The 26,917-nt window shown below is 68.1% G+C and carries 25 protein-coding genes and 1 tRNA gene; 15 read left to right on the top strand and 11 right to left on the bottom strand.

Translation table 11 applies throughout. The annotated features are described in order from the left end of the window. Positions 1-69: 69 nt before the first annotated feature. Complete coding sequence (locus tag I6B53_RS00805) at positions 70-2,787, top strand: hypothetical protein (protein ID WP_216764404.1); 2,718 nt, start codon at positions 70-72, stop codon at positions 2,785-2,787. A 174-nt stretch (positions 2,788-2,961) separates the two neighbouring features. Continuing rightward, complete coding sequence (locus tag I6B53_RS00800; RefSeq protein ID WP_216764403.1) at positions 2,962-3,645, top strand: Crp/Fnr family transcriptional regulator; 684 nt, start codon at positions 2,962-2,964, stop codon at positions 3,643-3,645. A 203-nt stretch (positions 3,646-3,848) separates the two neighbouring features. On the opposite strand, the gene I6B53_RS00795 is transcribed toward I6B53_RS00800, so the two are convergent. Together I6B53_RS00795 and I6B53_RS00790 are read right to left on the bottom strand one after the other, a co-directional pair. Then, positions 3,849-4,013 carry a DUF4177 domain-containing protein gene (locus I6B53_RS00795; protein ID WP_216764402.1) on the bottom strand — a complete coding sequence of 55 codons (165 nt, stop codon included), beginning with the start codon at positions 4,011-4,013 and terminating at the stop codon, positions 3,849-3,851. Between the two features lie 67 nt (positions 4,014-4,080). Further along, entirely contained in the window at positions 4,081-4,416 is a 336-nt protein-coding gene (locus I6B53_RS00790; protein WP_216764401.1) for a WhiB family transcriptional regulator, read from the bottom strand. Positions 4,417-4,633: 217 nt separating this feature from the next. On the opposite strand from I6B53_RS00790, the gene I6B53_RS00785 reads away from it, so the two are divergent. The 8 genes from I6B53_RS00785 to I6B53_RS00750 all read left to right on the top strand — a co-directional run bounded on the left by I6B53_RS00785 (position 4,634) and on the right by I6B53_RS00750 (position 13,610). Next, positions 4,634-6,745, top strand: coding sequence for a transglycosylase domain-containing protein (locus I6B53_RS00785; RefSeq protein ID WP_216764399.1), 2,112 nt, complete (start codon positions 4,634-4,636; stop codon positions 6,743-6,745). Positions 6,746-6,833: 88 nt separating this feature from the next. Next, positions 6,834-7,841, top strand: a complete 1,008-nt coding sequence (locus I6B53_RS00780; RefSeq protein WP_253953905.1) for a metallophosphoesterase — start codon at positions 6,834-6,836, stop codon at positions 7,839-7,841. Between the two features lie 132 nt (positions 7,842-7,973). Then, a tRNA-Pro gene (locus I6B53_RS00775) sits at positions 7,974-8,047 on the top strand. Positions 8,048-8,519: 472 nt separating this feature from the next. Next, the gene (locus I6B53_RS00770; protein WP_216764398.1) at positions 8,520-9,491 is read left to right on the top strand and encodes an ABC transporter ATP-binding protein; all 972 of its coding nucleotides are present in this window, start codon (positions 8,520-8,522) and stop codon (positions 9,489-9,491) included. Positions 9,492-9,554: 63 nt separating this feature from the next. Then, positions 9,555-10,538 carry an ABC transporter permease gene (locus I6B53_RS00765; RefSeq protein ID WP_216764397.1) on the top strand — a complete coding sequence of 328 codons (984 nt, stop codon included), beginning with the start codon at positions 9,555-9,557 and terminating at the stop codon, positions 10,536-10,538. A 192-nt stretch (positions 10,539-10,730) separates the two neighbouring features. Next, positions 10,731-11,966 carry a sensor histidine kinase gene (locus tag I6B53_RS00760; RefSeq protein ID WP_216764396.1) on the top strand — a complete coding sequence of 412 codons (1,236 nt, stop codon included), beginning with the start codon at positions 10,731-10,733 and terminating at the stop codon, positions 11,964-11,966. Then, positions 11,963-12,646 carry a DNA-binding response regulator gene (locus I6B53_RS00755; protein WP_216764395.1) on the top strand — a complete coding sequence of 228 codons (684 nt, stop codon included), beginning with the start codon at positions 11,963-11,965 and terminating at the stop codon, positions 12,644-12,646. Before I6B53_RS00760 ends, I6B53_RS00755 begins: the two co-directional genes overlap by 4 nt. A 40-nt stretch (positions 12,647-12,686) precedes the next feature. Beyond that, positions 12,687-13,610, top strand: coding sequence for a YwiC-like family protein (locus I6B53_RS00750; protein ID WP_216764394.1), 924 nt, complete (start codon positions 12,687-12,689; stop codon positions 13,608-13,610). Positions 13,611-13,660: 50 nt separating this feature from the next. Here the strand turns inward: I6B53_RS00750 and hisC are convergent, their stop codons facing one another. Continuing rightward, entirely contained in the window at positions 13,661-14,722 is a 1,062-nt protein-coding gene (hisC, locus tag I6B53_RS00745) for a histidinol-phosphate transaminase (RefSeq protein WP_216764392.1), read from the bottom strand. A 68-nt stretch (positions 14,723-14,790) separates the two neighbouring features. Continuing rightward, positions 14,791-15,183: a phage holin family protein gene (locus tag I6B53_RS00740; RefSeq protein ID WP_216764390.1), complete on the bottom strand. Its 393-nt coding sequence runs from the start codon at positions 15,181-15,183 to the stop codon at positions 14,791-14,793. Positions 15,184-15,356: 173 nt separating this feature from the next. Between I6B53_RS00740 and I6B53_RS00735 the strand changes: the two genes are divergently transcribed. The 5 genes from I6B53_RS00735 to I6B53_RS00715 all read left to right on the top strand — a co-directional run bounded on the left by I6B53_RS00735 (position 15,357) and on the right by I6B53_RS00715 (position 20,637). Continuing rightward, positions 15,357-16,331 (top strand): ABC transporter ATP-binding protein, encoded by a 975-nt coding sequence (locus I6B53_RS00735; protein WP_216764389.1) that lies wholly within the window; start codon positions 15,357-15,359, stop codon positions 16,329-16,331. Between the two features lie 62 nt (positions 16,332-16,393). Next, positions 16,394-17,203 (top strand): ABC transporter permease, encoded by an 810-nt coding sequence (locus I6B53_RS00730; protein ID WP_216764388.1) that lies wholly within the window; start codon positions 16,394-16,396, stop codon positions 17,201-17,203. 88 nt (positions 17,204-17,291) lie between these two features. Beyond that, positions 17,292-18,548: a sensor histidine kinase gene (locus I6B53_RS00725; protein WP_216764387.1), complete on the top strand. Its 1,257-nt coding sequence runs from the start codon at positions 17,292-17,294 to the stop codon at positions 18,546-18,548. A 100-nt stretch (positions 18,549-18,648) separates the two neighbouring features. Continuing rightward, positions 18,649-19,308 carry a response regulator transcription factor gene (locus I6B53_RS00720; protein WP_216764386.1) on the top strand — a complete coding sequence of 220 codons (660 nt, stop codon included), beginning with the start codon at positions 18,649-18,651 and terminating at the stop codon, positions 19,306-19,308. 126 nt (positions 19,309-19,434) lie between these two features. Then, complete coding sequence (locus tag I6B53_RS00715) at positions 19,435-20,637, top strand: histidine kinase (RefSeq protein WP_216764384.1); 1,203 nt, start codon at positions 19,435-19,437, stop codon at positions 20,635-20,637. Positions 20,638-20,652: 15 nt separating this feature from the next. Here I6B53_RS00715 and I6B53_RS00710 read toward each other — a convergent pair whose 3' ends face one another. The 7 genes from I6B53_RS00710 to I6B53_RS00680 form a co-directional block, all read right to left on the bottom strand. After that, positions 20,653-21,393 (bottom strand): HNH endonuclease family protein, encoded by a 741-nt coding sequence (locus I6B53_RS00710; protein WP_216764383.1) that lies wholly within the window; start codon positions 21,391-21,393, stop codon positions 20,653-20,655. A gap of 144 nt (positions 21,394-21,537) precedes the next feature. Further along, the gene (locus tag I6B53_RS00705; RefSeq protein WP_367880406.1) at positions 21,538-22,953 is read right to left on the bottom strand and encodes an amino acid permease; all 1,416 of its coding nucleotides are present in this window, start codon (positions 22,951-22,953) and stop codon (positions 21,538-21,540) included. 276 nt (positions 22,954-23,229) lie between these two features. Further along, positions 23,230-24,003: an SOS response-associated peptidase gene (locus I6B53_RS00700; RefSeq protein WP_216764381.1), complete on the bottom strand. Its 774-nt coding sequence runs from the start codon at positions 24,001-24,003 to the stop codon at positions 23,230-23,232. Positions 24,004-24,009: 6 nt separating this feature from the next. Further along, positions 24,010-24,699: a trimeric intracellular cation channel family protein gene (locus tag I6B53_RS00695; RefSeq protein ID WP_253954046.1), complete on the bottom strand. Its 690-nt coding sequence runs from the start codon at positions 24,697-24,699 to the stop codon at positions 24,010-24,012. A 59-nt stretch (positions 24,700-24,758) separates the two neighbouring features. Further along, positions 24,759-25,898: a VIT1/CCC1 family protein gene (locus tag I6B53_RS00690; RefSeq protein WP_253953904.1), complete on the bottom strand. Its 1,140-nt coding sequence runs from the start codon at positions 25,896-25,898 to the stop codon at positions 24,759-24,761. Between the two features lie 11 nt (positions 25,899-25,909). Next, positions 25,910-26,236: a YtxH domain-containing protein gene (locus tag I6B53_RS00685; RefSeq protein WP_216764379.1), complete on the bottom strand. Its 327-nt coding sequence runs from the start codon at positions 26,234-26,236 to the stop codon at positions 25,910-25,912. Between the two features lie 67 nt (positions 26,237-26,303). Next, complete coding sequence (locus tag I6B53_RS00680; protein ID WP_216764378.1) at positions 26,304-26,861, bottom strand: ASCH domain-containing protein; 558 nt, start codon at positions 26,859-26,861, stop codon at positions 26,304-26,306. Positions 26,862-26,917: the final 56 nt, after the last annotated feature.

Here is a 26,917-nt window from a genome sequence, read left to right as displayed (position 1 = left end):
GGGCCGGGTGAGCTGCTGACGCACATGGGAGCGGGCCACTATGTTTGGGCTGGAACAGGAGGTCTTCCCATGTCTGAACACGACCACGACGAGTGGACGGACGCCCCTCGTCAGGGCGAAGAGTCGAACGCACCCGAGGGCGATCACCTCCTGGATGCGCCGCATCATGCCGCCGACGTCGTTTCAGGCATCGTGGAGGGGCAGCCACTTGCGGAGGTCGCCGACGAGGACGCCCCTGTCGTGACTCGTCGCCCGGCATTCGACGACTTCCCGGAGACCAAGCCGCACGGGATCCCTCTGGGAGAGTTCACCTCCGCCACGCAGACCCCGGCCGCCGAGGTGGCGGTGCCCGCCGAGGCTCCAGCGGTACAGGTGCACGCCGGCGATGAGACCGCACCCGCCGGGATTCCGCTCGGAGAAGTGAGCGCCACGCCATCCGCACTCGCCCCGCCTGTGGGCGACCAGGGAGAAGACTCCTCGTCGGCGGATGAACACGTGGAGGATTGGGCCGAGGCCCACCACTTCGAGGACCGGCCGACCTTCCAGGCGACCTCCGTGGACGACGTTGACGAGGTCAGCGCCCCTGAGGAGGGGGACACGCTGGCCGAGGAACCCGTTCTCACCTCCGATCCTCCGCTTGCATCCGAGTCCGAGTCGGCCCCCACCTTCGCCGACTCCCCCGAGACGGTGGCCCCGACAGAAGCTGCAGCTCACGAGGTTTCGCTGACAGAGGAAGTTTCGGTGGCCGAGGAATCCGAGGACGGCGAAACCGCTGAGACGAATGGGGCCTCCTGGGCCGGGGGGCCTTCGCAGACCGCCGAAACGGAAGACGCGGCAGAGGTCACCGAGCACTCCCCTGCGCTCGAGGACCACGTCGAGGTCACCTCCGACGAGCAGACCCGAGTCGAGGACGGGGCCGCCCTCGTCGAAACGGAAGGACAGGAGAAGGAAGCGGCCGAGGCTGCACCCGCCGCACCTTTGCCCCAGGATTCCGCCGAAACGGATGGGGTGGCGCCCGCATTCCGGGCCGAGGACGACGATCCCGCAACATCCGGGCCCGCATTCATCGCCCCGGACTCGCAGGATGCGCCGACGCTTGGGGCCGTGGCCGACCCGCCCCTCGTCGAGGAGAGGCCGCAGGAAGCCGGCGTTGAAGGCGGCGACGCACTTCCGGCCCCCGATTCCGAGGAGGCGACCGCTGACCTCCCCGTTCCGGCCGCCGACGCACAGGTGCCCGCAACGCCCCGGCTCGCGACCGCAGACGCGCCGTCCTCCGCGGCGGATGCGCTCGAAGCTACCCCGGTCGCACCTGAGGTCACCGTGGACGAACCCGAGACGGCCCCCGCCGGCCAGGTCGATGCGGCGCCTGCTGGAGACTCCGCGGCAGCCCCCACCCAGGCACCCGCGTCGGAGCCTTCCGAGGCCCCCATCGCCGCAGCTCATGAGGCACCCGCACATCCTGAGCCTCGCCCGACTGCAGCAGAACGGCCCGCGCCCGCCGTCTCCGAGCAGGCCCCCCAGGAAACACCTGAGGAAGCCGCCGCAGGCACCGGGACCGACAAGCCGGTGCGCGAGGCGGTCTCCGAGGAGACTGCGGCCGCGCCCTCACACACCACAGACGAATTCTCCGCCCGGATGTGGGCATCGGTTCGCGACCGCGAACCCGTGCTCACCGGCGAGGAGGTTTCGCTGGTCGACGACGACCCGTCACGCACCGCCAACATCGTGGGCGGCCCCAAGGCGCAGGTCGACGAGACATCCGCCTTCGCCGCACCTGCCCCCGCAGCGCGACCAACCCGCATCCCCCCGATGACTCGCGCCGAACGTCAGAGCCAAGCGGCCGCCCTGGCGGCCGCAGAAGCGCTGGCGGCCTCCACTGCGCCTTCGACCTCGAAGGACACGGATCGAGGCGATGCGCCTGCGGACACGGAAGCTGCGGCATCTTCCGGCAGCACGACAGCCCTTGCAGGGGCCGTTGCGGGAATCGCGGCAGCATCCGCCGCAGCCGCTGCACCGAAACCCACCACCAGCGACGAAGAGATCGCCCGGCGTCGCGAGTTCATCACCGCCGCCCCGGCCGAGGAACAGGACACGCCCGCCCCATGGCGTCGGCGATCGAGCCCTCGTGGTGATGCCGCCGACGCACCGGCACAAAAGACCCCCACCCGCCACACACCCACGCGCCTGGACGACTCCCTTCTCGAAGAGTCCACAGTGGTCCCGGAGATCGCCTCTCGAACGGGTGCTCATGTGGCATCGCTGCTTCTCCTCCTCTTCCTGCCACTGGCGTGGTACCTCGGCGCCGACGCCGGCGCCCGCATGGCGCTCAACCCGCAGGGGCCCGCAGCCACCGGTTTCCTCAACGGCCTGGCGCTGGTCGAACTGACGGCCACGGTGGTCCTGTGCCTCTTCTGCCTGATCCTCACTGCCCGCTCGTCGCTGGGCGCGTGGGTCACGGGCGCCCTGGTCACGGTGGTCGGTCTGCCGTGGGTCGCCCTGCCGAATCTCGTCAAGACCGCCGGTGAAGGGGTGTTCTCCTCACTGGCCGATGGGCACGCCCTTGCCGCGAACTTCGCACACCACCTTCAGTTGTCCGGATACTCCGGTCGCCTTCTCCTGCTGGGACTGGCTCTCCTGGGTGCCGCGATGCTCTCGCACGACGTGAGGCGCAAGGGCCGCCGCGAAGAGTCCCTGCGCGCCGAAGTGGCTCGGGTGGATCCGTCCAAGGCATTCTTCACCGCCGGCGAAAGGCGCCGGGCAGGTGAACAATCGACTCACACCAAGTGAAGCCACACCACGACCGGCACGTCGGTTCACCCGCTCCGCACCCTCAGGGCATAATGGGTGTGACCCGCACGACCGCACTGTCGCTTGGTGGGGTGTGCGCATGGACACGAATCGGTATTCCATGGAGCCGGACCGGAAACACGGTCCGCCCGCACCAGAACGGAGACCTCACACATGATCGGTGACGGCAACTTCATCAGCCAGGTGCCCCTTTTCGGCGGCCTGGACGAGAGCCAGCAGATCTCGCTCCAGCAGAAGATGGGTCAGACGACGCTGCGCCGCGGCGAGACCCTTTTCGACGAGGGCGACCTCGGCGACCGCCTCTACATCGTCACGGAAGGCAAGGTGAAGCTGGGTCACACCTCTGCTGACGGCCGTGAATCCCTGCTTGCCGTCCTCGGCCCGGGTGAGATCATCGGTGAACTCACTCTCTTCGATCCGGGGCCCCGTTCCACCACTGCGACCGCCGTGTCACCGGCTTCGCTGCTGCACCTGGAGCACGAGGACCTCATGGAGATCCTCGACACGAACCCGAATCTGGCCAAGCACATGCTCAAGGCACTGGCCCAGAGACTGCGCAGGACCAACGAGTCCCTGTCCGACCTCGTCTTCTCCGACGTGCCCGGACGCGTGGCCAAGGCCCTGCTGGACCTGGCCGATCGTTTCGGCACTCCCACGGACAAGGGTGTGCACGTGCCCCACGACCTCACCCAGGAAGAACTGGCCCAGCTGGTCGGGGCTTCGCGCGAGACCGTCAACAAGTCCTTGGCGGACTTCGTCTCACGCGGCTGGATCCGCCTGGAGGGTCGGGCGGTCACCCTGCTGGACGTCGACCGACTGGCTCGCAGGGCCCGCTGAGGCGCCTCGCCGACAACAGGTGCACAGCGACGAACAGCACCACCACAGGGGGCCCGGCCGCATGCGGCCGGGCCCCCTCGTGAGATTCGTCCGTCACTCCACGAGATTCGTCCGTCAAGCGATTTCAGGACGAATCCCGGCCCCTGACGGGCCGCGCCTCGGCGCGAGACGGCCGAGACCCGCAGACGCAGGACCGGGACGGGTCAAGCGGATTCGAGAGGACGCTTGAGGTAGGCGACCAGGTTCTCCGAGCCCGTGGGGCCGGGCACCACCTGGACCAACTCCCAGCCGTCAGCGCCCCATTGGTCGAGAATCGCCTTCGTGGCGTGGGTCAACAGCGGAATCGTGGCGTACTCCCATTTCGTCATGGCCAGATCCTAACCATCCACGCCCGCCACGAACAGACCCCCACCCCGATCGCCCCGGGCGCCGAAATCAGCCGCGCACGTGAGCCAGAACCCTGGGAACCTTCGGTGAACGGATCTCCTGCGCAAGCGGGTCATCCGATGTCGACAACCACTCGCCCCAGTCGTCCACGTCCGCATAGTGGCGCAGCATCGCTCGACGCTCACGCTCCGTGAGTCCCCCCCACACACCGAAATTCGCCTCCGACTGCAAGGCATCGGCCAAGCACTCCAAACGAACCTCACACTGCATGCACCGGAGTCGGACCTGACGTTGACCGGCGCCCTGGACGAAGAGCGCATCCGGCTCCTCATTCGCGCACAGTGCCCGGGCAACCCAGCTCTGGTCCTCGTCGACTTGCAACATTCACCCACTCCATCCGGTCGCCTTTGACCCTTCCCTTGTGACCATACACACAGATGGTCACCGAATCAAAGTGGTGTTCACCGCTCGAGGCGGCCTCGAGCGGCGCCCTCGTCACACTCCCACGACCACCACCCCGGCCCCCTCGGCGCACCCACTGTGCGAGGAGAGTCGCAAAACCCCGTGGGACGGCCCCGCCCTCGACACGTATTCTGGATCCATGGCGCAACGGAAACCACGACTGATGAACCCAGCCCAGTTGCTTGCCCTGTTCATCGCGTTCTTCTCGGTCTCCGGACTCATCGGAGTCCTCGGAGCCGGCCTGATGGTCCCCGTGACCGGATCCGCCGCAGCTGCCACGCGGGCTCTGCCGACGATCTTCGAGGACCTGCCCGGCGAACTCCAGATCGTCAGCCCCGCGGAAGAGTCCACCATGCTGGACGCCGAAGGCCGTGTCATCGCGCGCTTCTACGACAAACAGCGCATCGTCGTACCCTCCGACAAGATCAACGACACGATGAAGAAGGCGATCGTTGCCATCGAGGACAAGCGTTTCTACGAGCACAAGGGCATCGACCCCACCGGCATGGGACGCGCCTTCGTCAACAACCTCGCGGGATCGTCCACCCAGGGCGCCTCGACCATCACCCAGCAGTTCGTGCGAAATGCCATGCAGGAGCGCGGCTACCTCGAGGGCGACGCCGACCTCGTCGAGTACGCCACCGAGCAGACCCCGCAACGAAAGCTCCGCGAAGCCAAGTACGCCCTCGCCCTCGAACAACGGATGGACAAGGACGCCATCCTCACCGGATACCTCAACATCGCCCCCTTCGGCCCCACGATCTACGGCGTCGAAGCAGCCGCCCGCACGTACTTCTCCAAGGCCGCTGCCGAACTCACCTACCCCGAGTCGGCCCTGCTGGCAGGACTGGTCCAGTCCCCAGTGGAGTACAACCCGCTGGAATACCCCGAGGCCGCCCAAGAGCGCCGCAACATCGTCCTGGGTGTCATGAAGCAGGAGAAGCTCATCACCCCCGAGGAGCACGACCAGATGGTCGCCATTCCCGTGGCCGACATGCTCAAGCCGCGCCTGGTCAAAGAAGGGTGCTCGGGAGCCAACAGCATCTACGCCTACTTCTGCTCCTTCGCCATCGAGCAGTTCATGAATGACAAGGCCTTCGGGGAAACCACAGCCGACCGTGAACACCTGCTCAAGACCGGCGGCCTCACGATCCGCACCACCATCGACCCGAAGAAGCAGACGGCCGCCTACGAATCGCTGGTCAACGCCATTCCCGACAACGACACCTCCGGGCTGGACACGACCATGGTCTCCGTGGTGCCCCAAACCGGCCAGATCGTCGCCATGGCCCAGAACACCACCTTCGGCCTGGGCGAAGGCCAGACAATGGCCAACTTTGCCGCCGACGGCCACTTCCAGGTCGGTTCGACCTTCAAGGTCTTCACTCTGGTCGAATGGTTCAAGGAAGGCCACGGCGCCTACGAGACCGTCGGTCGGAACAACACCGTCTACGGCAACGGCTCCTTCACCTGCGACGGCGGCCCGATCTACACCGACACCTACGACGTCAACGACCTGGCCGGCAAGCAGGGAACGTACAACGTCATCCAGGCCACCGGCATGTCGATCAACCAGGCGTACGTCAACATGGCGTCCAGGATCGACTTCTGCAAGATCTTCACCACTGCCGCCGACTTCGGTGTCACCGCCGAGGACGGTCAGCCGATCGCCGCCTACCCGGCAAACGTCCTCGGATCGGCCTCGTCCTCGCCCCTGCACATGGCCTCCGCCTTCGCCACCTTCGTCAACGACGGCAAGCTGTGCGCTCCACAGTCGATCCGCACCGTGTCCGACCGTGATGAGAACACGCTCAAGGAATACCAGCCCTCGTGCAACCAGATCATCGCCTCCGACGTGGCCGCGAAGACCGCGACACTGCTCAACCGCGCGGTGAACAGCTACTACACGCAGACCGTTCTGGAAGGCGGACGCCCCTACGGCGCCAAGTCGGGCACGACGGACTACAACTCGAACACGTGGCTGACCGGGTTCACGCCGCAGCTGTCCACCTCGGCTTGGGTGGGGCACGCCAATGCCTCGACCACTCCGGTCAATGACGTGGTGATCAACGGCACCTGGTACGACGCGATCTATGGCGAGTCCTTCGTCGGTCGCAACATCTGGGCACCGTACATGAGCCGCGCCCTCGCCGGCACCGACTTCGTCCCGATCCCCGATGCCTACATCGGGTCGCCGCCGGCGAACAACAACCGCACGAACCAGAACAACAACAACCGCCAGACCCGATGACCTCTCCCGGCCGGCACGTCTGCGACGGCGGGCCCGTGCGGCGCACACGCCGGCCACTTCCACCCTGCTCACCACCTGAGGGGACACGATGGACGAACACATGCTCCCACTGGGACTTGAGGAACTGGCTGCGCGCCCTTCCCTCGCGCCGCGCGCTCTCATCGCCACCGGCCGCGCACTGGGTGTGACCGTCGCCGGACTGGCGATCGCGGGTGCTGCAAGTTTGGCGTGGGGGTCCGTGGAGCGTCGCATGCCTGTCGTGCGTCGCCACGAGGTTGCCGTGCCCGCTCACAGGGGCATTGGCGAGTTGAGGATCCTGCAGATCTCCGACCTGCACATGTACCAGGGGCAGGATTTCCTGGTCGACTTCCTGCGACATGTGGCCGCCACCGAGCGGATCGACATGGTCGTCTCCACCGGCGACAACTTGAGCACGGCCGAGGGGCTGGGTCTGGCTCGGGCCGCCCACGAGCCTTTCCTTGGCCTGCCGGGCGCCTTCGTCCTCGGCTCGAACGACTACTACTCGGCCAGACGGAAGGCGTGGTCGGACTACCTGCGCAGGGACTCACGCGACCACTCCACGGGAATGTCGCCCGAACTGCCATGGAAGGACTTGGTGCACACTCTGCGCGAGGCCGGCTGGCAGGACCTGTCGAATCGCTCGGCCCTGTTGGAGGTTCCGGTGGGCCCGCTTGCCCACAACGCGGTGCGTGTGGCGCTTTTGGGTGTGGACGACCCGCATCTGGAACGCGACCGCTTGGGTGCGCCTGTGCCCCAGTGGGACCAGGACGGCGTGCTGCGCTTGGGCGTCACCCACGCCCCCTACCGTCGGGTTCTCGACGGGTTCGCCGAGCTCGGCGCCGACTTGGTGCTGGCGGGGCACACGCATGGCGGGCAGCTCGGAGTGCCCGGCTACGGGGCGTTGGTGACCAATTGCGACCTGCCGCGCGCCTATGCGAAGGGTCTGCACCAGTGGTGCACGGTGAATGCGTGCACATTGCTGCATGTCTCGGCGGGCTTGGGCACGTCACCGTACGTGCCTTTCCGGATTGCGACCAGGCCGGAGGTGTCGATCCTGCACGTGCGTCCGCTCTGACGACGAGGGCGGAACCTGGCCTTTCCAAGGCGCTGTTCAAGGTACAGCGACAGCTGTGAGATTTGCGTCAGGCCGGGCTGGGGCCTGAGTTTTGGCAGGGTGCTGGCCCATCGCTATACTCAGACAGTCGCACGGGGTGTGGCGCAGTTTGGTAGCGCGCTTCGTTCGGGACGAAGAGGTCGTGGGTTCAAATCCCGCCACCCCGACTCTGTGCGAGAGCCCCCCGGCCACCGGACGGGGGGCTTCGTCTTGTCCGGCTGGTGTCCCGGTGTTCCACTCGTCCGCCATTTCGCACACAATGCTGGCGCTCACGTGAGCCTTGGTGCGTGGAAGGGCACGGGATCGTGGGGCTTTCGTCGACAGTTCGGGGCTGCGTGCGGGCTCATTGTGTGCGCATTGGACCCAAGGCGGGCCCGATGCGCCGACCGCCGCTCTGTCCTTGGCGGTGGCCCGCTCACCGGGCATGACGTTTGTCATCACCAGGAGATGCACAACCCCATCCGAAGCAGTGTGAAGGCGCACTGAGGATCGGCCCGAAGCAGCGGAAGACTTGAGGTGTCAGCGCGCAAGGGCCCGCACGACACGGGTCCACCCGCCGCCCACCGAACTCACCGCCCCGCCAGCCCGGCCGGAACCGCCGACCCGGGCCCACCGGCCCATCACAGTCAGGAGGATCCCATGTCCATCATCGACGTCCACAAAGTCACCCGCACCTACGGCAGGGGACATGACGCCTACACCGCCGTCGACAGCGTGAGCTTCGGCGTCGAACGCGGCGAACTGGTCTCGCTGCTGGGCGTCAACGGCGCCGGCAAGACCTCCCTGCTCGAAGTCCTCGAAGGCATCGCCCCGGCCACCTCCGGACAGGTCCTCATCGACGGGCTGGATCCGCTCAAGGACCGCGAGCTGGTTCGCGCACGAACCGGCATCATGCTGCAGGAGGCCGGCTTCGCCGGGGCGCTGACGGTGGCCGAAACCTTGCGCATGTGGGCCGGGACCCTCACCACACCGCGTCCTGTCGCCGAGGCGCTGGACCTGGTTGACCTTGCCCACCGCGCCCGCGTGCGCGTGCGATCCCTATCCGGTGGCGAGAGGCGCCGCCTGGACCTGGCCATGGCGACCCTGGGCCGGCCGGACATCCTCTTCCTCGACGAGCCGACCACCGGCCTGGACCCGGCCTCACGCCGCCGCACGTGGGAGCTGGTCCGCGCAATGCTCGACCAGGGAACCACCGTGCTGCTCACCACCCACTACCTGGAGGAAGCCGAGGAGCTCTCCGACCGCGTCCTGGTCATGGCGGGTGGGCGGATCCGCGCCCAGGGAAGCCTGCAGGAAATCGTCGCTTCCCAGCCCGCCCGCATCTCCTTCCTGGCTCCACCGCTTCGAGCGCATACGGGTGGGATGCCGACGGGCATCGACGAGGGCGACCTCCTTGCTCTGCCGAACCTGGTCGACAGGGTGCGGTGGGAGCGTGGCCGGGTCCACCTGGCCTCAGGGAATCTGCAGGTGACCCTCAGCGAGCTCCTCCGCTTGGCCGCAAGGCGTGGAGTCGTTCTGGAAGGACTCGACGCCCGCAGTGCCTCTCTCGAACAAGCATTCCTCGCCCTCACCGAGAGCCCCGTCGACCACCCTGTGAACGCGGCCGCCTGAACACACCTGCCGCCGACCAGCACCTACCCGACTCCAGCCACTCCGCCACCGAAGGAGCCCACGATGAACCCCCAGACCTTCACCCCGTCCACCCCCGCCGCACCTGCGACTCCAAGCGCCACGGCATTCGCGACCAGAACCGTTCACGCACCCTCCCGCACATCGGCCACGGGCGCCATTGGCCTGGGTGCGAGACGCGAGGTCTACGCACAGCATCCCTCACGCTCCGCCACGTCGAGTCCCGGAGCGGCCCGGCGCGTCTTGGGCCCCCTGCGTCGCATCGCCTCCATCGCCCGAGCCGAAGTCACCCTGTACCTGCGCAATCCGACGATCGTCGCCACCGCACTGCTGTTGGTTCCGGTCGTGGTCCTGGGCCTGTCGCAGATGATCGGCGGCAGCCTCACCGGCAGCGCCTTCGCCTCCGCAATGATCCAGACACTTGCCGTGTGGGCACTGTGCGTGGGCGTCTACTACAACCTCACGGTCATCTACGTGGCCCGACGTGAAGAAGGTGTCCTTCAGCGCATGTCGACGGGCGAGGCGACCCCGTGGGAGGCGGTCATTGCGGCCGTGGTTCCCTCGGGTCTGGTCGCCCTGGTCCAGGCCGGGGTGGGTTCTGCGGCCATCCTTGCCCTCATGCAGGTCACGCAGATTTCCAACCCGATCCTGCTGGTCGTGGCGCTGCTCGGAGGAATCGTGGTCCTTGCCGGACTGGCCGCCTGGACGTCCTCCTGGACGAGCACCGTCGAGGGCGCCCAGTACTCGACGATGCCCGTCTTCGTGGGCCTGTCCGTCCTGTCGGGCGGTCTGGTCCCGATCAGCTCCATGCCCGAAGCGATGCGCACCTTCTCCTCCTACTCGCCGCTGTGGGCAATGAGCGACCTCATCGACCTGGGTCTGACCGGCTCGAACCTGCTGGACACGGTGACCGACGCTTCCTTCGCCCAGACGTGGGCGGCCGCTTTCCGTCCGGCGATGGTCCTCGTGTGCTGGGCGATCATCGCCTGCGTCCTCGGTTCGAAGATGCGTTTCACCCGCCGTCGGTGAGCGCCAAGCGACCCTTGCGACATTCCCGTCCTCGTCCGCGCGAGGGCGGGAGCCGCGGCGCCGGGGTCCGAGCGCAACCCGCCGACCGCCCCCCGGCGCACGGTCCAGAACCGCCAGGAAGTGCGGGCACAGCTGCACCCGGACTCACGACATGGAAGGCTTGACCCCATGACAGCCCCGGTAGGACCCACGGTGACACGCGTCGGTCAAGGCACTCGAAAACTACGCGACTACACGCTCATCAGCTACTACGCCCTGCTGATCATGTGGCCGTTGGGGATGGCGGGCATGGTTGCGGACCAGCCGTGGGTGAACTGGTGGACCGGAGCATTCCTTGCCTCACAGGCGGTCGAGGCCTTGACTGCGGTGCTCGCCCTGCACCACTGGACCAACCAGATCCTCGAAGGGCGGCCCGGCCCTCGATGGCTGGCTCCTCTGCTGGCGGTCTCCACACTGGCGTCACTGGTGTGCGCAGTCATGGGGCTGCCCACCGACCATGTGCCGATGTCGCCGGTGGCCCTGGCTCTGGGTGTGACTCTCTTCGGAGCATTGCTGGCTCTGAGCCCCTTCTTCAACGTCTCCAAGGCGCTCCTGGCCACCTTTTCCGCCTCGGCAGTCCACTTGCTCGCGGGAATGATCGCCTTGTGGGTCCATCCCGTGGATTCGAGGGCACCTGACGAGGTCCTCGCCCTCGCCGGAACGGTCCCTGTCGGAATCGGCCTGTTGGTCATCATGCCCACCCAGGTGTGGTTCTACAACGTCCTGCGATCGGTGGGGGCGCAGGAGCGTCTGGACGCCATGCGCGCGGACCTTGCGGTGGCCGAGGAACGCCTGCGCATCGCCCGCGACCTGCACGACGTCTTCGGCAGGGCGTTGACGGCGGTGGCGGTCAAATCCGACCTGGCGGCCGCATTGGCCGACGCGGAAGGCGCCCCGCGCGCGGCCAGCGAGTCCCGCAGGGTCAAAGCTCTTGCCGATGACGCCCTCAAGGAGGTTCGCGCCGTCCTGGCCGACTATCGCAGACCCGACCTGGCAAGTGAGTTGGTCGGCGCCAACTCATTCCTCGCGTCGGCGGGGATCACCTGCCGCGTCATCGGGGACGCGCACCTGCCCGACTGGGCCGCCGAGCCCCTGGCGATGGTCCTGCGCGAAGCGGTGACGAATGTCGTGCGACATTCGGACGCCAGCATGTGCACCATCCGTGTGTCCTACGACGAGGGCGGAGCCGGGTTGGAGATCACCAACGACCGCGCACACGCCCCGTCCCCGCAGATGTCGGGTGAGGAGGGCCAGACCCCGTCCTCGGGACTGGAGAGCCTGTCCGCGCGCCTTGCCTCGGTCGGGGGGACACTGAAGATTCGTGGACATGGCGGGTCATTCACCATTTCCGTACGCATTCCGGCCCCCTCGGAAGGAGAGCCCCGATGACGACTCACACTCCTGAACCGGCTCCGACCACTGGCACAGGCGGCGCACCAGATGCGGCCGGGGCGCCGCCCTCGCCGATTCGCGTCCTGGTGGCCGATGACGAAACGCTGCTGCGTGACGCCCTGGAGGCCTTGCTCGGCCTGCAGGGCGACATCGACGTGGTCGCGGTGGCGGCCTCGGGCACGGAGGCGATCGCCCAGATCACCCGCCATCAACCGGATGTGGCGGTCCTGGACCTGCAGATGCCCGGTGCGGACGGCATCGAAGTGACCGAGCAGGTGATCGCCGCCGGCGTGCCGACACGCTGCCTCATCTGCACCTCGCATGCGCGGCCGGGATACCTCAAGCGTGCGCTTGAGGCGGGCGCTCGTGGCTTCGTCCCGAAGACCACACCCGCCAAGCTCATGGCGGAGGTCATCCGCCGTGTGCACAGCGGTCAGCGCTACGTCGACCCGGAGCTGTCGGCCGAGGCCATCGCGGCGGGGGACTCACCGCTCACGCCGCGTGAGGCCGACGTGCTGGAACTGGCGGCCTCGGGCGCCCCGATCGACGAGATCGCCCAACGCGCCTGCCTGTCGCCCGGGACGGTACGCAACTACCTGTCGTCGGCGGCTCTCAAATTGGATGCGCCGAACAGGCACGTGGCGGCGGAGATCGCCCGCTCCAAGGGGTGGATCTGAGCGCGACCGGGCTGAGCCCCGGGTGACTACCATGTCCGCCATGACCGATGTGGACGACATGGCGGCTTTCCGGAACAGACTCACCCGTCTCGCCTCCAAGGGGTGGATCCCCGACCAGCACGGCGCATGGTTCATCACCCTCACGCCTTTGCTCACAGGCATGCTCCTGGGCGTCCCGCATCCCTCACACGGGTGGCTCGTCGCCGCATGGGTGTCGGGTTTCCACTTCTTCAGCGCCGTGGAGCTCCTGGCAAAGACGCCGCGGCGTCGTCGCCCGACGGTGCGTCCGGCAGTGTGGACGTGGTTCACGCTGTCGTGTCTGCTGGGGGCGGGCCTGCTGTGGGCGGCTCCCTCGGTGCTCCTGTGGACGCCCCTGTTCGCACCCCTGGTGGCGCTCACCTTCTGGCAGTTGTGGCGCAGGCACGACCGGTCGCTGGTCACGCGCAGTGCGACCATCCTTGCCTCGTGTCTGACCACTGTGGTGGCCTTCGGACTGGGGGCGCACTGGCGAAGTCTCGACGGCCTGTTCCATGCGGGCGTCGACCAGGCGTTGTGGCAGGTCCTGTGGGGCCCGGACCGGTTGGCCACATGGACCCTGCACACCGGGCTCTTCATCGATGCGAAGCCCACGGGTTGGGCTCACGCGTGGGTCGCCTCCTTCGTGCTGGCCGCCTACTTCCTGGGCACGGTGTTCCTGGTCCGCTCCCTGATCCGAGGGCGCCGCGATGCGCGTTGGGTGTGGGCGACGATCGGGTGGCACCTCGTCACAGGTGCGGGAATCGCCTGGGCAGTCGCCGTTGGCACCCTGCACTGGGCGATGCTCCTGGTGTGGGTGGGTTTGGCGCTGCGCGGCGGCCTGTTGCCGTGGTGGCAGTCGACCCACTCCCCCATCCGCCCGATCCACATCGGTCTTGCCGAGATCGCGTGGACATTTGCCGTCGGGTCACTGCTCATCGTCTCCTGACAGCCTGTCCCTGACGGCCCGCCGCCGGGACCAGCGCCGGGCCGCGGCGTTCACCGGGCAATGAAGGTGCGGGCAACCTCGATCAAGGAGTTGTTGTGCTCCGGCGTGCCCACACTCACGCGCACTCCCTCGGGGAAGGGCCGGACGACCAGTCCCACCTCGGCACAGGCCCGGACGAAGTCGCGGCCCAGGCCCGGCAGCCAGTAGAAGTTCGACTGGGAGTCCGGCACGGCCAGACCCAGCTCCCGCAGTTCGCCGACGACCCGGTCACGCTCGGCCACGACAGCCGCCACCGCCGCACTCATCCCCTGTTGGTCGACCAGCGCTGCAACGGCTGCCGCCTGAGCCACGGAGGACACCCCGAAGGGGACCAGGACCGCACCAATTGCGCTGATGAGGTCCGCATGACCCACGGCGTATCCGACCCGCAGGCCCGCCAGCGCGTAGGCCTTCGAGAAAGTCCGCATGACCAGTACATTCGGGTGCTCGGCGACCAGTGGCACGCCGGTACGCACGTCGGGGGCGGTGGCGAACTCGATGTAGGCCTCGTCCAGGAGGACCAGGACGTCGGCCGGCACCTCGGCGACGAAGTCGGCGACCTGGGTGAAGGTCAGGGCAGGTCCAGTCGGGTTGTTCGGCGTGCACAGGATGACGGCGCGGGCCCCCCGGCAGGCCGCCTCGAGCATGCCCTCCAGGTCGTGGGTCCCGTCCGCCAGCAACGGCACAGGCCGAGGAATCGCGTGCGAGGCGGGCACGGCGATCGGATAGGACTCGAAACTGCGCCACGGGTGGACGACGGTCTCACCCGGCGCGCACACGGCGCCAAGGGCCGCCAGGAGAATCGCGGAGGATCCCGTACCCACGCAGATCTGGTCTTGCCCGACCCCGATGTGGGCGGCCAGCGCAGCCCGCAAGGGTGCAGCCGCGAGGTCCGGGTAGCGGTTGGCGTCGGTCAGTGCCGCGAGCGCCGCCTCCACAACCGCGTGCGAGGGCGGGAAGGGCATCTCGTTCGAAGAGATCTTCGCAGCTCCAGGCAGGGTCCTGCCCGGCACGTAGCGGGGCAGGTCGGCGACCTGCGGGCGGATGGGGACCTGGAGTTCGGGCGTGTCCATGCCTCAGTCCTACCCTGCGGCGAGGTCGGGTGCACTCCCGTCCCACCGGGAGGAGGGGCCCGGGTCGGTCAGTGCTTCTTCTTGCCCTTGTCCTCTCCGAGGAGGGCCACGGTCAGCGCGGAGATGACTGCGGTGATCGTGCCTCCCAGGAGCGCCGTCCCCATGGAGCCGACCTCGAAGGGGACGCCCAGTGACGAGGACGCCCAGCCTGCCGCCATGAACACCAGGGCGTTGGTGACCAGGGCGAAGAGGCCGAAGGTGATGAGGTACAGGGGCCAGGCGAAGAACTTGACCACCGGACGCACGATGGAGTTGACCAGCGTGAGGATCAGGGCGATCGCGGCCAGCAACAACAGGGAGTTCACCAGCGTGGTGCCCTGGGCGATGTGGATCTCGGGCACCAGCAGAGTGGACACCCAGATGCCGAGCATCGTTCCGACAAGTCGAAGGACGAATCTCATGCCCCCATTGTCCCCCGGTCGGCGCTGCGGCGCACACCGCCTCCCGCCACCGGTGCCCTCGGATGGGGCGCCGCCCTCGTCAAGGGTCACGAGCCCACCCCTGACGGATGTCACCGCCACCCACCTTCCACACGACACTGGGCGCCGAGCAGCCACGATTGGATGCTTGAGTCATGGAAAGGAACCGCAACGCCCGCTCGTCGGCGCCCACATCACCTGCCCCCACCACCACCCCCGAATCCGTCCCCGCCCTGTCCGTGACGGGTGTCCGCAAGACCTTCGGCACCACTGTTGCCGTGGACGATGTCACGCTGACGGTCCCCAGCGGCCAGATCGTGGCCCTGCTGGGAAAGAACGGGGCCGGAAAGACGACCCTCATCGACATCGCCCTGGGACTGCAAAGGAGCACTGAAGGACGGGTGCAGCTCTTCGGCGTGACTCCCCGTGAGGCCATCCGCCGCTCCTGCGTGGGAGTGGTCCACCAAAGCGGTGCCCTGTTGGCCGAGCACACGGTTGAGCAGTGCCTGAGGATCTTCGCCTCCACCCACTCCACCAAGTCCGACCTGACCCGCATCATCGAGGAGACCCACCTGACCGGCCTGGTCAAGCGTCCCATCCGCAAGCTCTCCGGCGGCGAACAGCAGCGCGTGCGATTGGCCCTGGCCCTGCTGCCCGACCCGCTGCTGCTGGTGCTGGACGAGCCCACCGCCGGTATGGACGCAACCGCCCGCCGCGAGTTCTGGGCCCTCATGCGCGCCCAGGCCAACCGGGGGCGCACGATCCTCTTCGCCACCCACTACCTTGCCGAGGCCGAAGAGTTCGCCCAGCGCACCGTCATCATGAAGGACGGGCGGATCATCGCCGACGCCCCCACCGACGAGTTGCGGCTCGCAAGCGCTGGACGCCACCTGCGTATTCTCATTCCCGAGCGAACCCGGTCCGAGGCCGCCTCCGCCCTCGCCCTCGTCCCCGGGGCCGCGGACCTGCGGGTCACATGGACGCGGATCCACGACGACGAAGTCGCGGTGCAGGTCCAGGGGCCCGAAACGGATGAGGTCGCCCGCGCCCTCCTGGCCCTCCACGGCGCACACGACCTGGAGATCACCGCCTCCTCCCTGGAGGACACCTTCGCCCAACTCACGGCCTGACACCGGCCCCCACGACTTCCAGACCCCCGGCGCATGCGCACCTCACAGACAAGGATCCGACCATGACCACCACCATCCAGAGCCCCTTGCCCCAACCTTCCGCTGCCACCCAACGCCCGCTCGGCTCCGGGTGGACAGGATTCGGCACACTGTCGTGGTACGCCTTCTGGAAGATGATCACGAACCCCTTCACCATGGGTTTCGCCATCGCCCTGCCCATCTTCATGTACCTCATGTTCGGCGCAGGCCAGGAGTACTCCGACCAGTGGGTCATCAACGGGAACGTGGCCGCCAAGGTCCTGGTGAACATGGCCGTCTACGGGACGATCATGACCAGTTCCTCGATGGGAACGGTCATCGCACTGGAACGCACCTCAGGCGTCTCACGCCTGTACGCGCTGACCCCGGTCTCGCCCTTGTCCATGATCGCGGCACGCACGTTGGCCACGCTGGTCGTCAGCGCCGTGGTCATCGCCATCACCTACGCGGCGGGGTTGCTGACCGGGGCGCGCATGTACACCACCACCTGGCTGGTCTCCTTCGTCGTCATCATCGCAATGTCCATCCTGCCGGTGGTCCTGGGCCTGGCCTGCGCCTTCGCGGTGCGCAGTGACGGAGCCTTCGCCCTGAACAGCGCCATCACCGTACTCGGCTCCTTCGCTTCGGGGCTGTTCATCCCGCTGGAGCAGATGGGCACCTTCTGGAAGACCATCGCCCCCTACACCCCCTTCCACGGTCTGGCCAACATCGCACAACTTCCCCTGTACGGCTGGGAGACCTTCGAGTGGAGCTGGCTGCTCAACTACGTGGTGTGGAGCGTCGTCCTGGCTGGAATCGCCGCCTGGGCCCAGTCGAGGGACACGACCCGCTGACACCGAGTGACATGCCTGCCGTCCCCGGGCCCAATGCCCGGGGACACGGGCGCGATAGGGTTCGGAAGGGAACCAGGAGGACGAGGGCGTGAGGACGAAGTCGACACACGAGTGGCGCGCGGGCGCCGCCTCAGCCGACGCACCCGGTGCGTCGGCGCTCACCCCCGGGGAGACACCGGGTGCAGGCCCGCTGGAGTCGCACGAGTCCCGAGTCTTCTTGGGTGTGCCCGTCCACCGGATCGTCTCCCTGCTGTGGGCCGCCCCTTTCCTGCTATTCCTCGTCTACCCGATGGCCGAGGGCTTCCAGTCCCCGCCGTCGACGCGCGTGGCGGCGATCATCGCCCTGTCCGTGGCCCTCAGCGGGGTGTACATCGTCATCTGGCTGGTCAATGACGCCACCCCGGTGAGTCAACGTCTCACGACGACCCTGGTGGTGTGGCTGGCGCTGCTCCTTGGCCTGCAGGTGGCCCTGACCGCGCTCATCGACCACGGCGGCGGTTGGGGTGGCGTGTACACGCTGTGTTACGTGGCTTCACCTGTCGTCTTCCTGCTTCCGCGGCGCACACTGTTTCCCGGACTCGGGGTGCTCCTGGCCATCGCCATCGTCGAAACCCTGGTGTGGCCGCAGGAGGGTCTGGTTCCCTTGGGGGTCGTCACTGTGACGACCATTTTCTCCATGACGGGCAGGCAGGCCTCCGACCGCCAGCGCATGCGCGAGGTTGAGGCCCAGCAGGCCCTGGCCCTGTCCCAGGAGAGGGAACGCACCCGCATCAGTGCCGACCTGCACGACATCCTGGGGCAGAGCCTGACAGGCATCAGCGTGAAGCTGGACCTGACGGGTCGCCTGCTGGACGCCGGGCGTGTGGAGGAGGCGCGGGCCCAGATCGACGAGGTCACCGACCTGACCCGCACTGCACTGGCCGACGTCCGAGCCGTCGTTGCCGCCAACCGGACCCTGCTGCCCGCCACGGAGATCGACTCGGCCCGCACGCTCCTGGGCGCGGCGGGCGTGCGGCTGGAGGTCATCCGTCAAGGTGAGCCCGCCCCGGGCACGCCCTCGACCCTGGTGGCCCATGTCATCCGCGAGGCCACGACCAACGCCCTCAAACATGCCTCCCCCTCCCTGGTTCTGGTGACCCTGCGTCCAAACGGGGTGCGAGTGGTCAATGACGGGGTGGGCCGGGGACGCTTGTCCGATGTCTTGTCCCCCAGGCGCCCGGCGTCGGAGTTCGCCGCCTCGGGTTCGGGTCTTGCGGGCCTGGCAGACCGGGTTGCCGGCAGGGGCCGCCTCACGTGGGGGCCCGAGGGCGACTCCTGGGTCCTGGACCTCGTGCTCGACGGGTGAGGGGCACCATCGTGATCCCCCACCGGCACATGGGAACCGAACGCAACCACACACTTGAACCGACAGCCCGCCACGGTGGGCCAGGACCCGAGGAGCCTCGATGAGTTCCGACCCGACCGCGACGCGACAGGCCCCGGCAGCAGGCGGCAGTGTTCATGTGCTGGTCGTCGACGACCAGCAGATGGTGCGAGAAGCCCTGGCGACCCTGCTCTCACTGGAGAGCGACATCGATGTGGTCGGACAGGCCGGGGACGGGAAGGAGGCCCTCAAGCGCCTGGGGGAGCTGGGTGGTGGTGTCGACGTGGTCCTCATGGACATCGAGATGCCGGGCCTGGACGGGATCACCGCCTGCGAAGCGATCTGCACACGCCATCCCCGCACCCGCGTCCTCATGCTCACGACTTTCGGGCGGCCCGGCTACGTCCAGCGGGCCCTGGACGCGGGCGCCGTAGGATTCCTGGTCAAGGACGCCCCTTCGGAGCAGCTGGCAGCGGCGGTGCGCACAGTGGCCCGTGGAGGCAGGGTCGTCGACCCGGCCTTGGCGGTGGAGACCTTGACCCGGGGGACCTCGCCGCTGACCGACCGTGAAGTGGAGGTCCTTCGAGCTGTGGCCGAGGGCGGAACCATTGCGGACATCGCGGCGAGCCTTGCCTTGGGGCAAGGAACCGTGCGCAACCACGTGTCGACCATCATGACGAAGCTCGGGGCGCGAACCAGGGCCGAGGCGGTGCGCATCGCCACGGAGGCCGGCTGGCTGTGAGCCCGGGTCCCGCCGGGCCCACCTGCGCCACGCACTCGGCGATGCTCCGGGGTCCTCACATTCCCCATACCTCTGTTCACGCGCAGACTTTCGACCTGTAGGCTCGACCTGTCGGAAGGATTCCACGTGAGCGGCACGCACTTCCCCCCTTCGCTGGAGGACTCACTGCCCAGGCGTCGAACGACGGTCACCAGCCGATCCGAGTCCCTGCGGCGCACCCGCAAGGAGCCGAAGGGACCGTCACGACTGGTCAGTCTCGCGTGGGCCTCCTCCTTCCTCTTCATGCTCCTGGCCAGTGCCGTGACGGCGACGAGTGCCGGCCTGGACGAGCGTTGGGCCGTGGCACTGTTGGTCGAGATCATTTTCTTCGCCGCCGTCTACATCACGTCGTGGCTGGTCAACGACACCGCTCCCCGCTATGAGAGCGGCACGGGCACATTCGTCCTCACCTCGCTGCTCATGTTGGTCCTGCAGGTGGCCGCCGTGTTCACGCACGCGCAATTGGACAGTGCGGGCGGCATCGCGTGGCTGTGCTACCTTGCCGCGACTTCCGCCCTGCTGTCCCCGAAACGCCTGACCTTGCCGTCCATTGCGGTGGTGGTCACCATTGCCGCGGTGGAGACCATGGTGGTTCCGGCCGCCGGCTTCCTGCCTCTGCTGGGCGTGACCATGACGGGCATCCTCACCCTGCTTGCCCGCAATCGCATGGACCTGGAGGTCCAGCGGGGCCTTGACGACCAGCACCGCTTGGCGCTGACCCGCGAGAGGGAACGCACCCAGGCCAATGCGGACCTGCACGACGCCCTGTGGCAGGACCTGACCAGCATTGTCGCGCACTCCGACCTTGCGTGCCGTCTGCTCGAAGCCGATCAGGGCCCACAGGCGCGTCAGCACATGGAGGAGGTCCTGTCGATCTCGCGTTCGGCCCACGACGAGATCCGGCGGGTCGTTTCCGCAACCCGCACTGCGATTCCGGACAGTGAGTTGGAGTCCGCGCGCTCACTGTTGTCCGCCTCCGGTGTGCGTCTTGACCTGATCCGGCTGGGGGACCCGACCCCCGGCACCGCCGCCACCATGTCGGCCCGCGTCATCCGTGAGGCCTGCGCGAATGCCGTTGCCCACTCAAGTCCCTCACATGTGCAGGTGACTCTGCGTTCCGACGGTGTCTCGGTGACCAATGACGGGTACAGCGAGCCTTTGCGACCCCACTACGACCGCGCATCGGCGGGAGCCCTGGCGAAGATCCGCGAGAAGCTGGGCTACCGGGGCAGCCTGACCTGGGGTCCCGATGGTGACCACTGGACAGTGGACCTCGAAGTCGACGAGTGAACGCCGGAGCCGCCGTCACTTTGACGGGCAGGTGAGCAGCGCCGAAGCCAGTGCCTCACGCTCGGCCGCGGTGACGCTGAGTGCCCAGCGGTGTTTGACCTGGATCTGGGTGCGCGCATACGTGCAGTGGAAGGCCGCATCCGGTGGCATCCATTCGTCGGCGGAACTGGCGCCCTTGTCCCGGTTGGCCCGCCCGTCGACTGCCAGCAGGTTCTCCGGGTCGTTGGCGAAACGCTCTCGCGTGGCCGCATCCCACTGCCATGCTCCTGAGCGCCACGCGTCGGCCAGTGCCACGACGTGGTCCACCTGGACCATGTCTGAGGTGCCCGCTCCTCGGGTGAACTCGACGACCGCGCCGGTGTAGGGCTCGGCCAAGGTTCCCGACACCACCACGCAGTCGTTGGTCCCCGCTTTGAAGCGCGGACGCGCCAAGTCCCGGCCGAGGATGTCATTGCGGGTGTCGCACCCGTTCCTGTCCGCATCGGCCCAGCGCTGCCCGAAGGCTTCGCGCTGGTAGGCGGGCGCTGGGCTGCGTACGCGCACCTCCAGGGCTCGCAGTTGCCGTGACCATGAGGTGGTGGGGAGGCGTTCGAGGGCGGGCCGGTCAGGCCCCGACCAGGGCAGCGGCAGGGTCCACCCCAGGGTGCGACCGAGTCCCAGCATGTCTGCCGCAGGCGGCGGCCCCAGTGCCGTGACAAGGGCGACGGCGAGGAAGACCAGGGCCAACACGTCGCCCCGTCTGCCTCTGCCGGACATGTCCACCTCCTTGCCTTCGACCCCCATGGTGCCCCGACCCGCCCACATCTGGACACGGGCTCGGCGCGGGCCTGTGGACGACAAAGGACGTCCACAGGCCGAAGTTCAAGGACCCGCCGGGGAGCGCACACACGGGCCCGCCTGTCAGTGGCGGGCCAACCACCACTGCCGAAGGTGGTGGATTCCGACGACCAGTGCGGTGAGCACTCCCATGGCCAGCAGCTGGGCGCGGCCTTCCGGATTCATGGCCATGAGGACCGCCAGACCGGCCAGCGCGACCAGGACCAGCCACGACGTCCACGGAGCGCCTGGCATCCGGAGCCGTTCAATGCCCGCAGCCTCCAGACGCGAAGAGAGTCGAATGTGGGACACGACGATGAACACCCACGCCACCAGCAGCACCATGCCGACCGCATTGAGGAACCACGCGAGCATCACATCCGGCAGGTACCAGTTCAGGGCGGCCGAGACCAGTGCCAGGAAGACCGAGACCATGACGGCGCGTTTGGGTGTGCGGCCATGCGCGATGTCGCCGGTCCCGGCCTCGTCGCGGACCACGTCGAGCATCGCGGCCCCGGCCTCGTCCACAGGCCCCAGATGCCCACCCGTCTGCGGCGTGGCGGGCCGCCCGCCGGCGCCCAGAAGCCAGCGCACCCCCATGCCCCGCGCCGACAGCGAATACGCCATGCGCGAGGAGGAGTACACATTCGCGCTGAATGCGCTGATCAGCGAGACGAAGACGACCACCTCCATGATCGTTCCGACGTGAGGGACCCCCGCCATGTCCAGGATCGCCGCGAACGGGGAGGTGCGCATCTCCTCGGAATCCCAGGGAAGAAGGGCGACCAGCAGCAGGACCGAGCCGACGTAGAGGACGAGGATGCGTCCGATGACCGAGCGGATCGCGCGGCTCATGGCGGCGCGGGCGTCCTCGGCCTCGGCGGCGGCAATGGTGACGATTTCGATGCCGCCGAAGGAGGTGATGATGGCCAGAAGACTCACGGCCACACCCGGTAGGCCGTTGGGGATCCAGCCCCCGTGCCCCAGGACGACCTCACCCACGGGTGCGCTGCGCCCGGGCAGCAGCCCTGTCACCAGAGCGACGCCGATCACCAGGAAGACGAGGATCGCGGCGACCTTCAGCCCGGCCATCCACGCTTCGATCTCACCGAAATCACCTGCGGCCAGCAGGTTCACGCCGCCCAGGACGACGACGATGACCAGGGCCACCACCCACTGCGGCACCTGCGGGAACCATCCGACGAAGTAGGCCGCCGCGCCCGTGACCTCCAGACCCAGGACCATGATGAGCATGACCCAGTACAACCATCCGACGGTGAACCCTGCCCAGCGACCGATGCCGACCTCCGCGTAGGTCGAGAAGGACCCTGTCGACGGCAGGGCCGAGGCGAGCTCGGCCAGGGCGAACATGACGGACACGGCGATGAAGGCCGCCAGCACGTACGAGATGAGGACCGCGGGCCCCGCATTCGACACGGCGATGCCCGTCCCCAGGAAGAAGCCGGCACCGATCGCGCTGCCCAGGGCCATCATCGACAGGTGTCTGGTCGAGAACCTGCGGGGCCTGCGCCCGCCGACAGTGGCATCACTGTCGGCTGCGGTCCCGGCTGTGCCGGCGGGCGCGGGTGTCCCGGCCGTGCTCCGTTCGAGGATGCTCACGGAGTTCCTTCCTTGCAGGCTCTGCCGGGTGGGCCGAGCCGGTCGTGTGGACGTGCGTCACCGACGGGATTCCCCGTGGTCGTGGTCTTGCGGCCGACCTGTGCCCACTGGGGCGCGGCGTCGGCCGCCCGGTCACTGTAGTCCGGCGGCGGCTCCTCACGCCCACTCGTCAACAGGGCGGACGAGGTCCGGACCCTGGCTGCGCACGTTTCCCACCGCAGTGCCGACAGCGCGCGTTTCCAGCTTGGCCTGCGGAATCCGGGCCATGAGGTGCGCCACCCGGTCCTTGGAGGTGACCATCGGGTCCAGCCACTGGTCCCACGAGTGAGGTGGGACAACCAGTGGCGTGCGCTCGTGGATGGCATCCAGCCCGGGTGGGGTGGCGCGGGTGAGGATCGCGCAGGTGAGCAGCCACTGCCCATCCGGATCCACCGGGTCCCGCCAGGCCTCGTAGATGCCCGCGAAGGCGAAGACGGGGTCGCCCGGACCTGCGGAGATGAACCACGGTTGTTTGCCGCGTCCGTCGGGGGCGCCACCGACCTGCCATTCGAAGTAGCCGTTGGCGGGGACCAGGCATCGTTGGGATCGGATGGCGCGACGGAATGTCGGCTTGTCCAGGACAGTCTCACTGCGCGCATTGATGAGGGGCCGGGTCGACGTCTTCGCCCAGTGTGGAACCAGCCCCCATTGGAGGGGACGCAGTTTGCGCACGGGCGCGGCGGCATCCGGCGTCTGTGCCGACGACGAGGGCGGAGCCATGCGTCCCATGACGACGAGGACCGGCTGTGAGGGGGCGATGTTGTACCTGACCTGCCATGTGGGGTGGGTGTCAGAAGCCGAGGAGGCGGCATCCACGCCTTCGACCAGGTCGATGTCGAAGAGGCCGACCAGTTCGGCGTCGTCGGCGAAGAGGGAGAAGCGCCCGCACATGCTGCCTCATTTCCTGCGGCGCGCCAGGTGGCGAAGGTTCTCGGCGTTGAGTTCCCAGTCGTCGTGCTGGGGCAGGCGCCAGCGTTTCCAGTGGGAGACTCCGGTGAAGGCCGACCCGATGATGGTGGCGACCAGCATTCCGATGGTGGTCAGGCCCGTGTGCCAAAAGGCCACCATGATCCCTGCGGACACCAGAGCGGGGGTGGCGTAGAGGTTGTTGCCGCCGAAGACCTGCGGAACCGAGCCCGCCGAAATGTCGCGGATCATGCCGCCGCCGACGGCAGTCATGATGCCGAGCATGATGGCGGGCATCCACCCGAAGCCGGCCTCCAGGGTCTTGAGGGCGCCTGTGGCGGCCCAGCAGCCCAGGACCGTGCCGTCGGCGACGACCAGGGCGATGCGCCATGGCCGCGAGTCGAACTTCCACAGCATGGCCACTCCGGCACCGACCAGGGCCGTTCCCAGGTAGAAGGGGTCGGTGAGGGCAACCGGGGGGCCGTTGTGCAGCAGGACGTCGCGCAACATGCCCCCTGCCAGGGCAGACATGATCGCCAGGACGGCGAAGCCGACGGCGTCGAAGTGCTTGGTCCGTGCCAGGCGTCCGCCGAGGATGCCGTTGAGCAGCACGCCGAGCAGGTCGATGGCGCGGAACAGGTCGGGCAGGGTCTGGTCCAGACCACTGAGCACGGAGTGCAGCACCCGACCATTGTCCACCACCGGGTCACATGATCCGCACATCGAGGCGAAGGAGCGCCTCAGGCGGCGGAAACCCCGAAGGCAAGGCCCAGCAGGTAGGTGACCAGCGCCGCCCCGTAGCCGATGGCGAGTTGGCGCAGGGCGCGCGGCAGGGGCGACTGGCCCGAGAGCACGCCGACGATTCCACCGGTGACCAGCAGGGCAACTCCGACCAGCGCGGCAGCCACGGCGATCGCCACCGGCCCGCTCAGTCCCGCAAGCCAAGGCAGCAGGGGAACCAGTGCCCCTGCGGCGAAGAACAGGAACGAGGACGACGCCGCCCTCCACGGGGTGCCGATCTCGTCTGCGGCTCCCCGTCCGGCAGCGCCCCCGTCACCCAGGGCGGCGCGTACCGCCAGGGCGCCGGACTCGGTGGTGGCCGGACCCATGACCCGTTCGAAGACGGCGTCGGCGTGGGCTCGTGCTTCTTCGGCGGATTCGCCGCGAGCGCGGAACACCAGGGCCAGCTCATTGGCGTCGACGTCCAGGTGGGTGACGCTGCGGTGCGCCTCTGGATCGGGGATGGAGGCGTCGAGCAGTTCGCGTTGGCTGATGACACTGACCCATTCGCCCGCCGCCATCGACAGGGCGCCCGCCAACAGGCCTGCGACGCCAGTGGCCAGGACCAGGTGGGGGTCCATGCCGGTGGCCGCCACGCCCAGGACCAGCGCCAGGTTCGACACCAGGCCGTCGTTGGCGCCGAAGACCGCGGCGCGGAAGGTACCGGCGAGGGCTTGGCGGGAGCGTGCGGTCAGGGCGCGGACGACCTCGCCGTGGATGTGTTCATCGGCTGCCATCTGTGCGGTGGCGTCGTCGTCGATGTCGTAGCTGGTGCGTTGTTCGGAGCGCTGGGCCATTGCCAGGACGAAGATCGTCCCGAAAAGGCGCGCCAGGGTGGCGCCCAGCAGGACGGACAGGGAGGGGCGGGGGGCCGGCAGGGCGCGCTCGCCCAGAAGGGCCAGCCAGTGCTCTTCATGGCGGCGTTCGGCCTCGGCCAGGGCAAGGAGGACTTCCCTTTCCTCGCCTGTGCGATTTTCTGCAAGTGCGCGGTAGGTGCGCGCCTCCATGCGCTCCTCTGCGAGGTGGCGGCGCCACCTGCGCACCTGGGCCGAGGTGGGTCCCGCCTTGCAGGGGGCGGCGTCGGGCCCCGTGCTCGTCACAGCGTGTCCGCTCAGCGTTCGTTCGGCCCGGTGCCCGTCACGTCGACGTTGACACTGCCGGGCGTGCCTGCGGGGCTGGGGCGCATCTCGCGTTCGGCGGGCATGCCGAAGAGGCGTTCCTTGACGGCGTCGGCGACTTTGTCGGTGACCCGTTCGCCTTGGTCGCGCACGATTGCGGAGATCTTCTCACCCGCCCTGTCCAGGGGCGCGGCCACCACGGGGATCTCACGCACGCGGCGGGCTGCGGCCAGGATCGTCTCGTAGCGCTCACGCCCGGCCCTGGTGCCCAGGACGTACCCGATTCCCAGTCCGACGACCAATCCGAACTTCGTTCCCATGCGTGCCTCCGTGGCTCTCGACGTGCTCGTCAAGCGTAGCGGTGTGGGTGCCGCCGGGCGAGGATGCTCAGGCGCGCCTGCGCGGTAGCTTCGGATACAGGCAGGTGAAGGTCTCCAGGACCATGACGTCGCTGGGCAGCGGATCGGGAAGGGGAGCGGTCGGACGCCCGGTGACCTCGCACAGGAAGTCCCAGTGGGTGCGGCGCCACTCCTGCAGGGAGCGCTCCCCTTCGCCCTCGGCTGCCGCGTGGGCCGCATCGACGTGGTCGAAGGGAACCAGGCGGACCCGGTCCGTGCGCAGCAGTGCGCGGGGCTGTCCTCGGGCGTCGCAGACGATGGCCAGCTCTCCGACGGCGGGCAGCGGAGCACCTGCGGCCTCGTACGCCTCCAGGATCCCGGCGGTGGCCGTCTTGGTTCCCTGCACCACCAGGTCGACGCAGTTGTCGGCGACTTGTCGGCTCAGTCCGAACCGCCAGGCCGGCGGTTCGACCAGGGCGGTGGAGTCGGCTCCGACGACGACATCCATCCGGTCCACTCCGATGGCCCGTGCCGCCCGCAACCAGAACTCGTGGACGGCGGCCTCGTCGATGGGGTCGCAGTCCACACCGGTCGTGGGATCGTCCATGCGTCAATCCTTCCACAGGGACGCGGGCGGGTCGGCGTCCTTGTCACCGGCCCGTC

Origin of the sequence: Schaalia sp. 19OD2882 (genome assembly GCF_018986735.1) — a bacterium.
Classification (GTDB): Bacteria; Actinomycetota; Actinomycetes; order Actinomycetales; family Actinomycetaceae; genus Pauljensenia.
The sequence above is the reverse complement of the archived record's forward strand: the minus strand, read 5'-3'. Positions and strand labels throughout refer to the sequence as shown.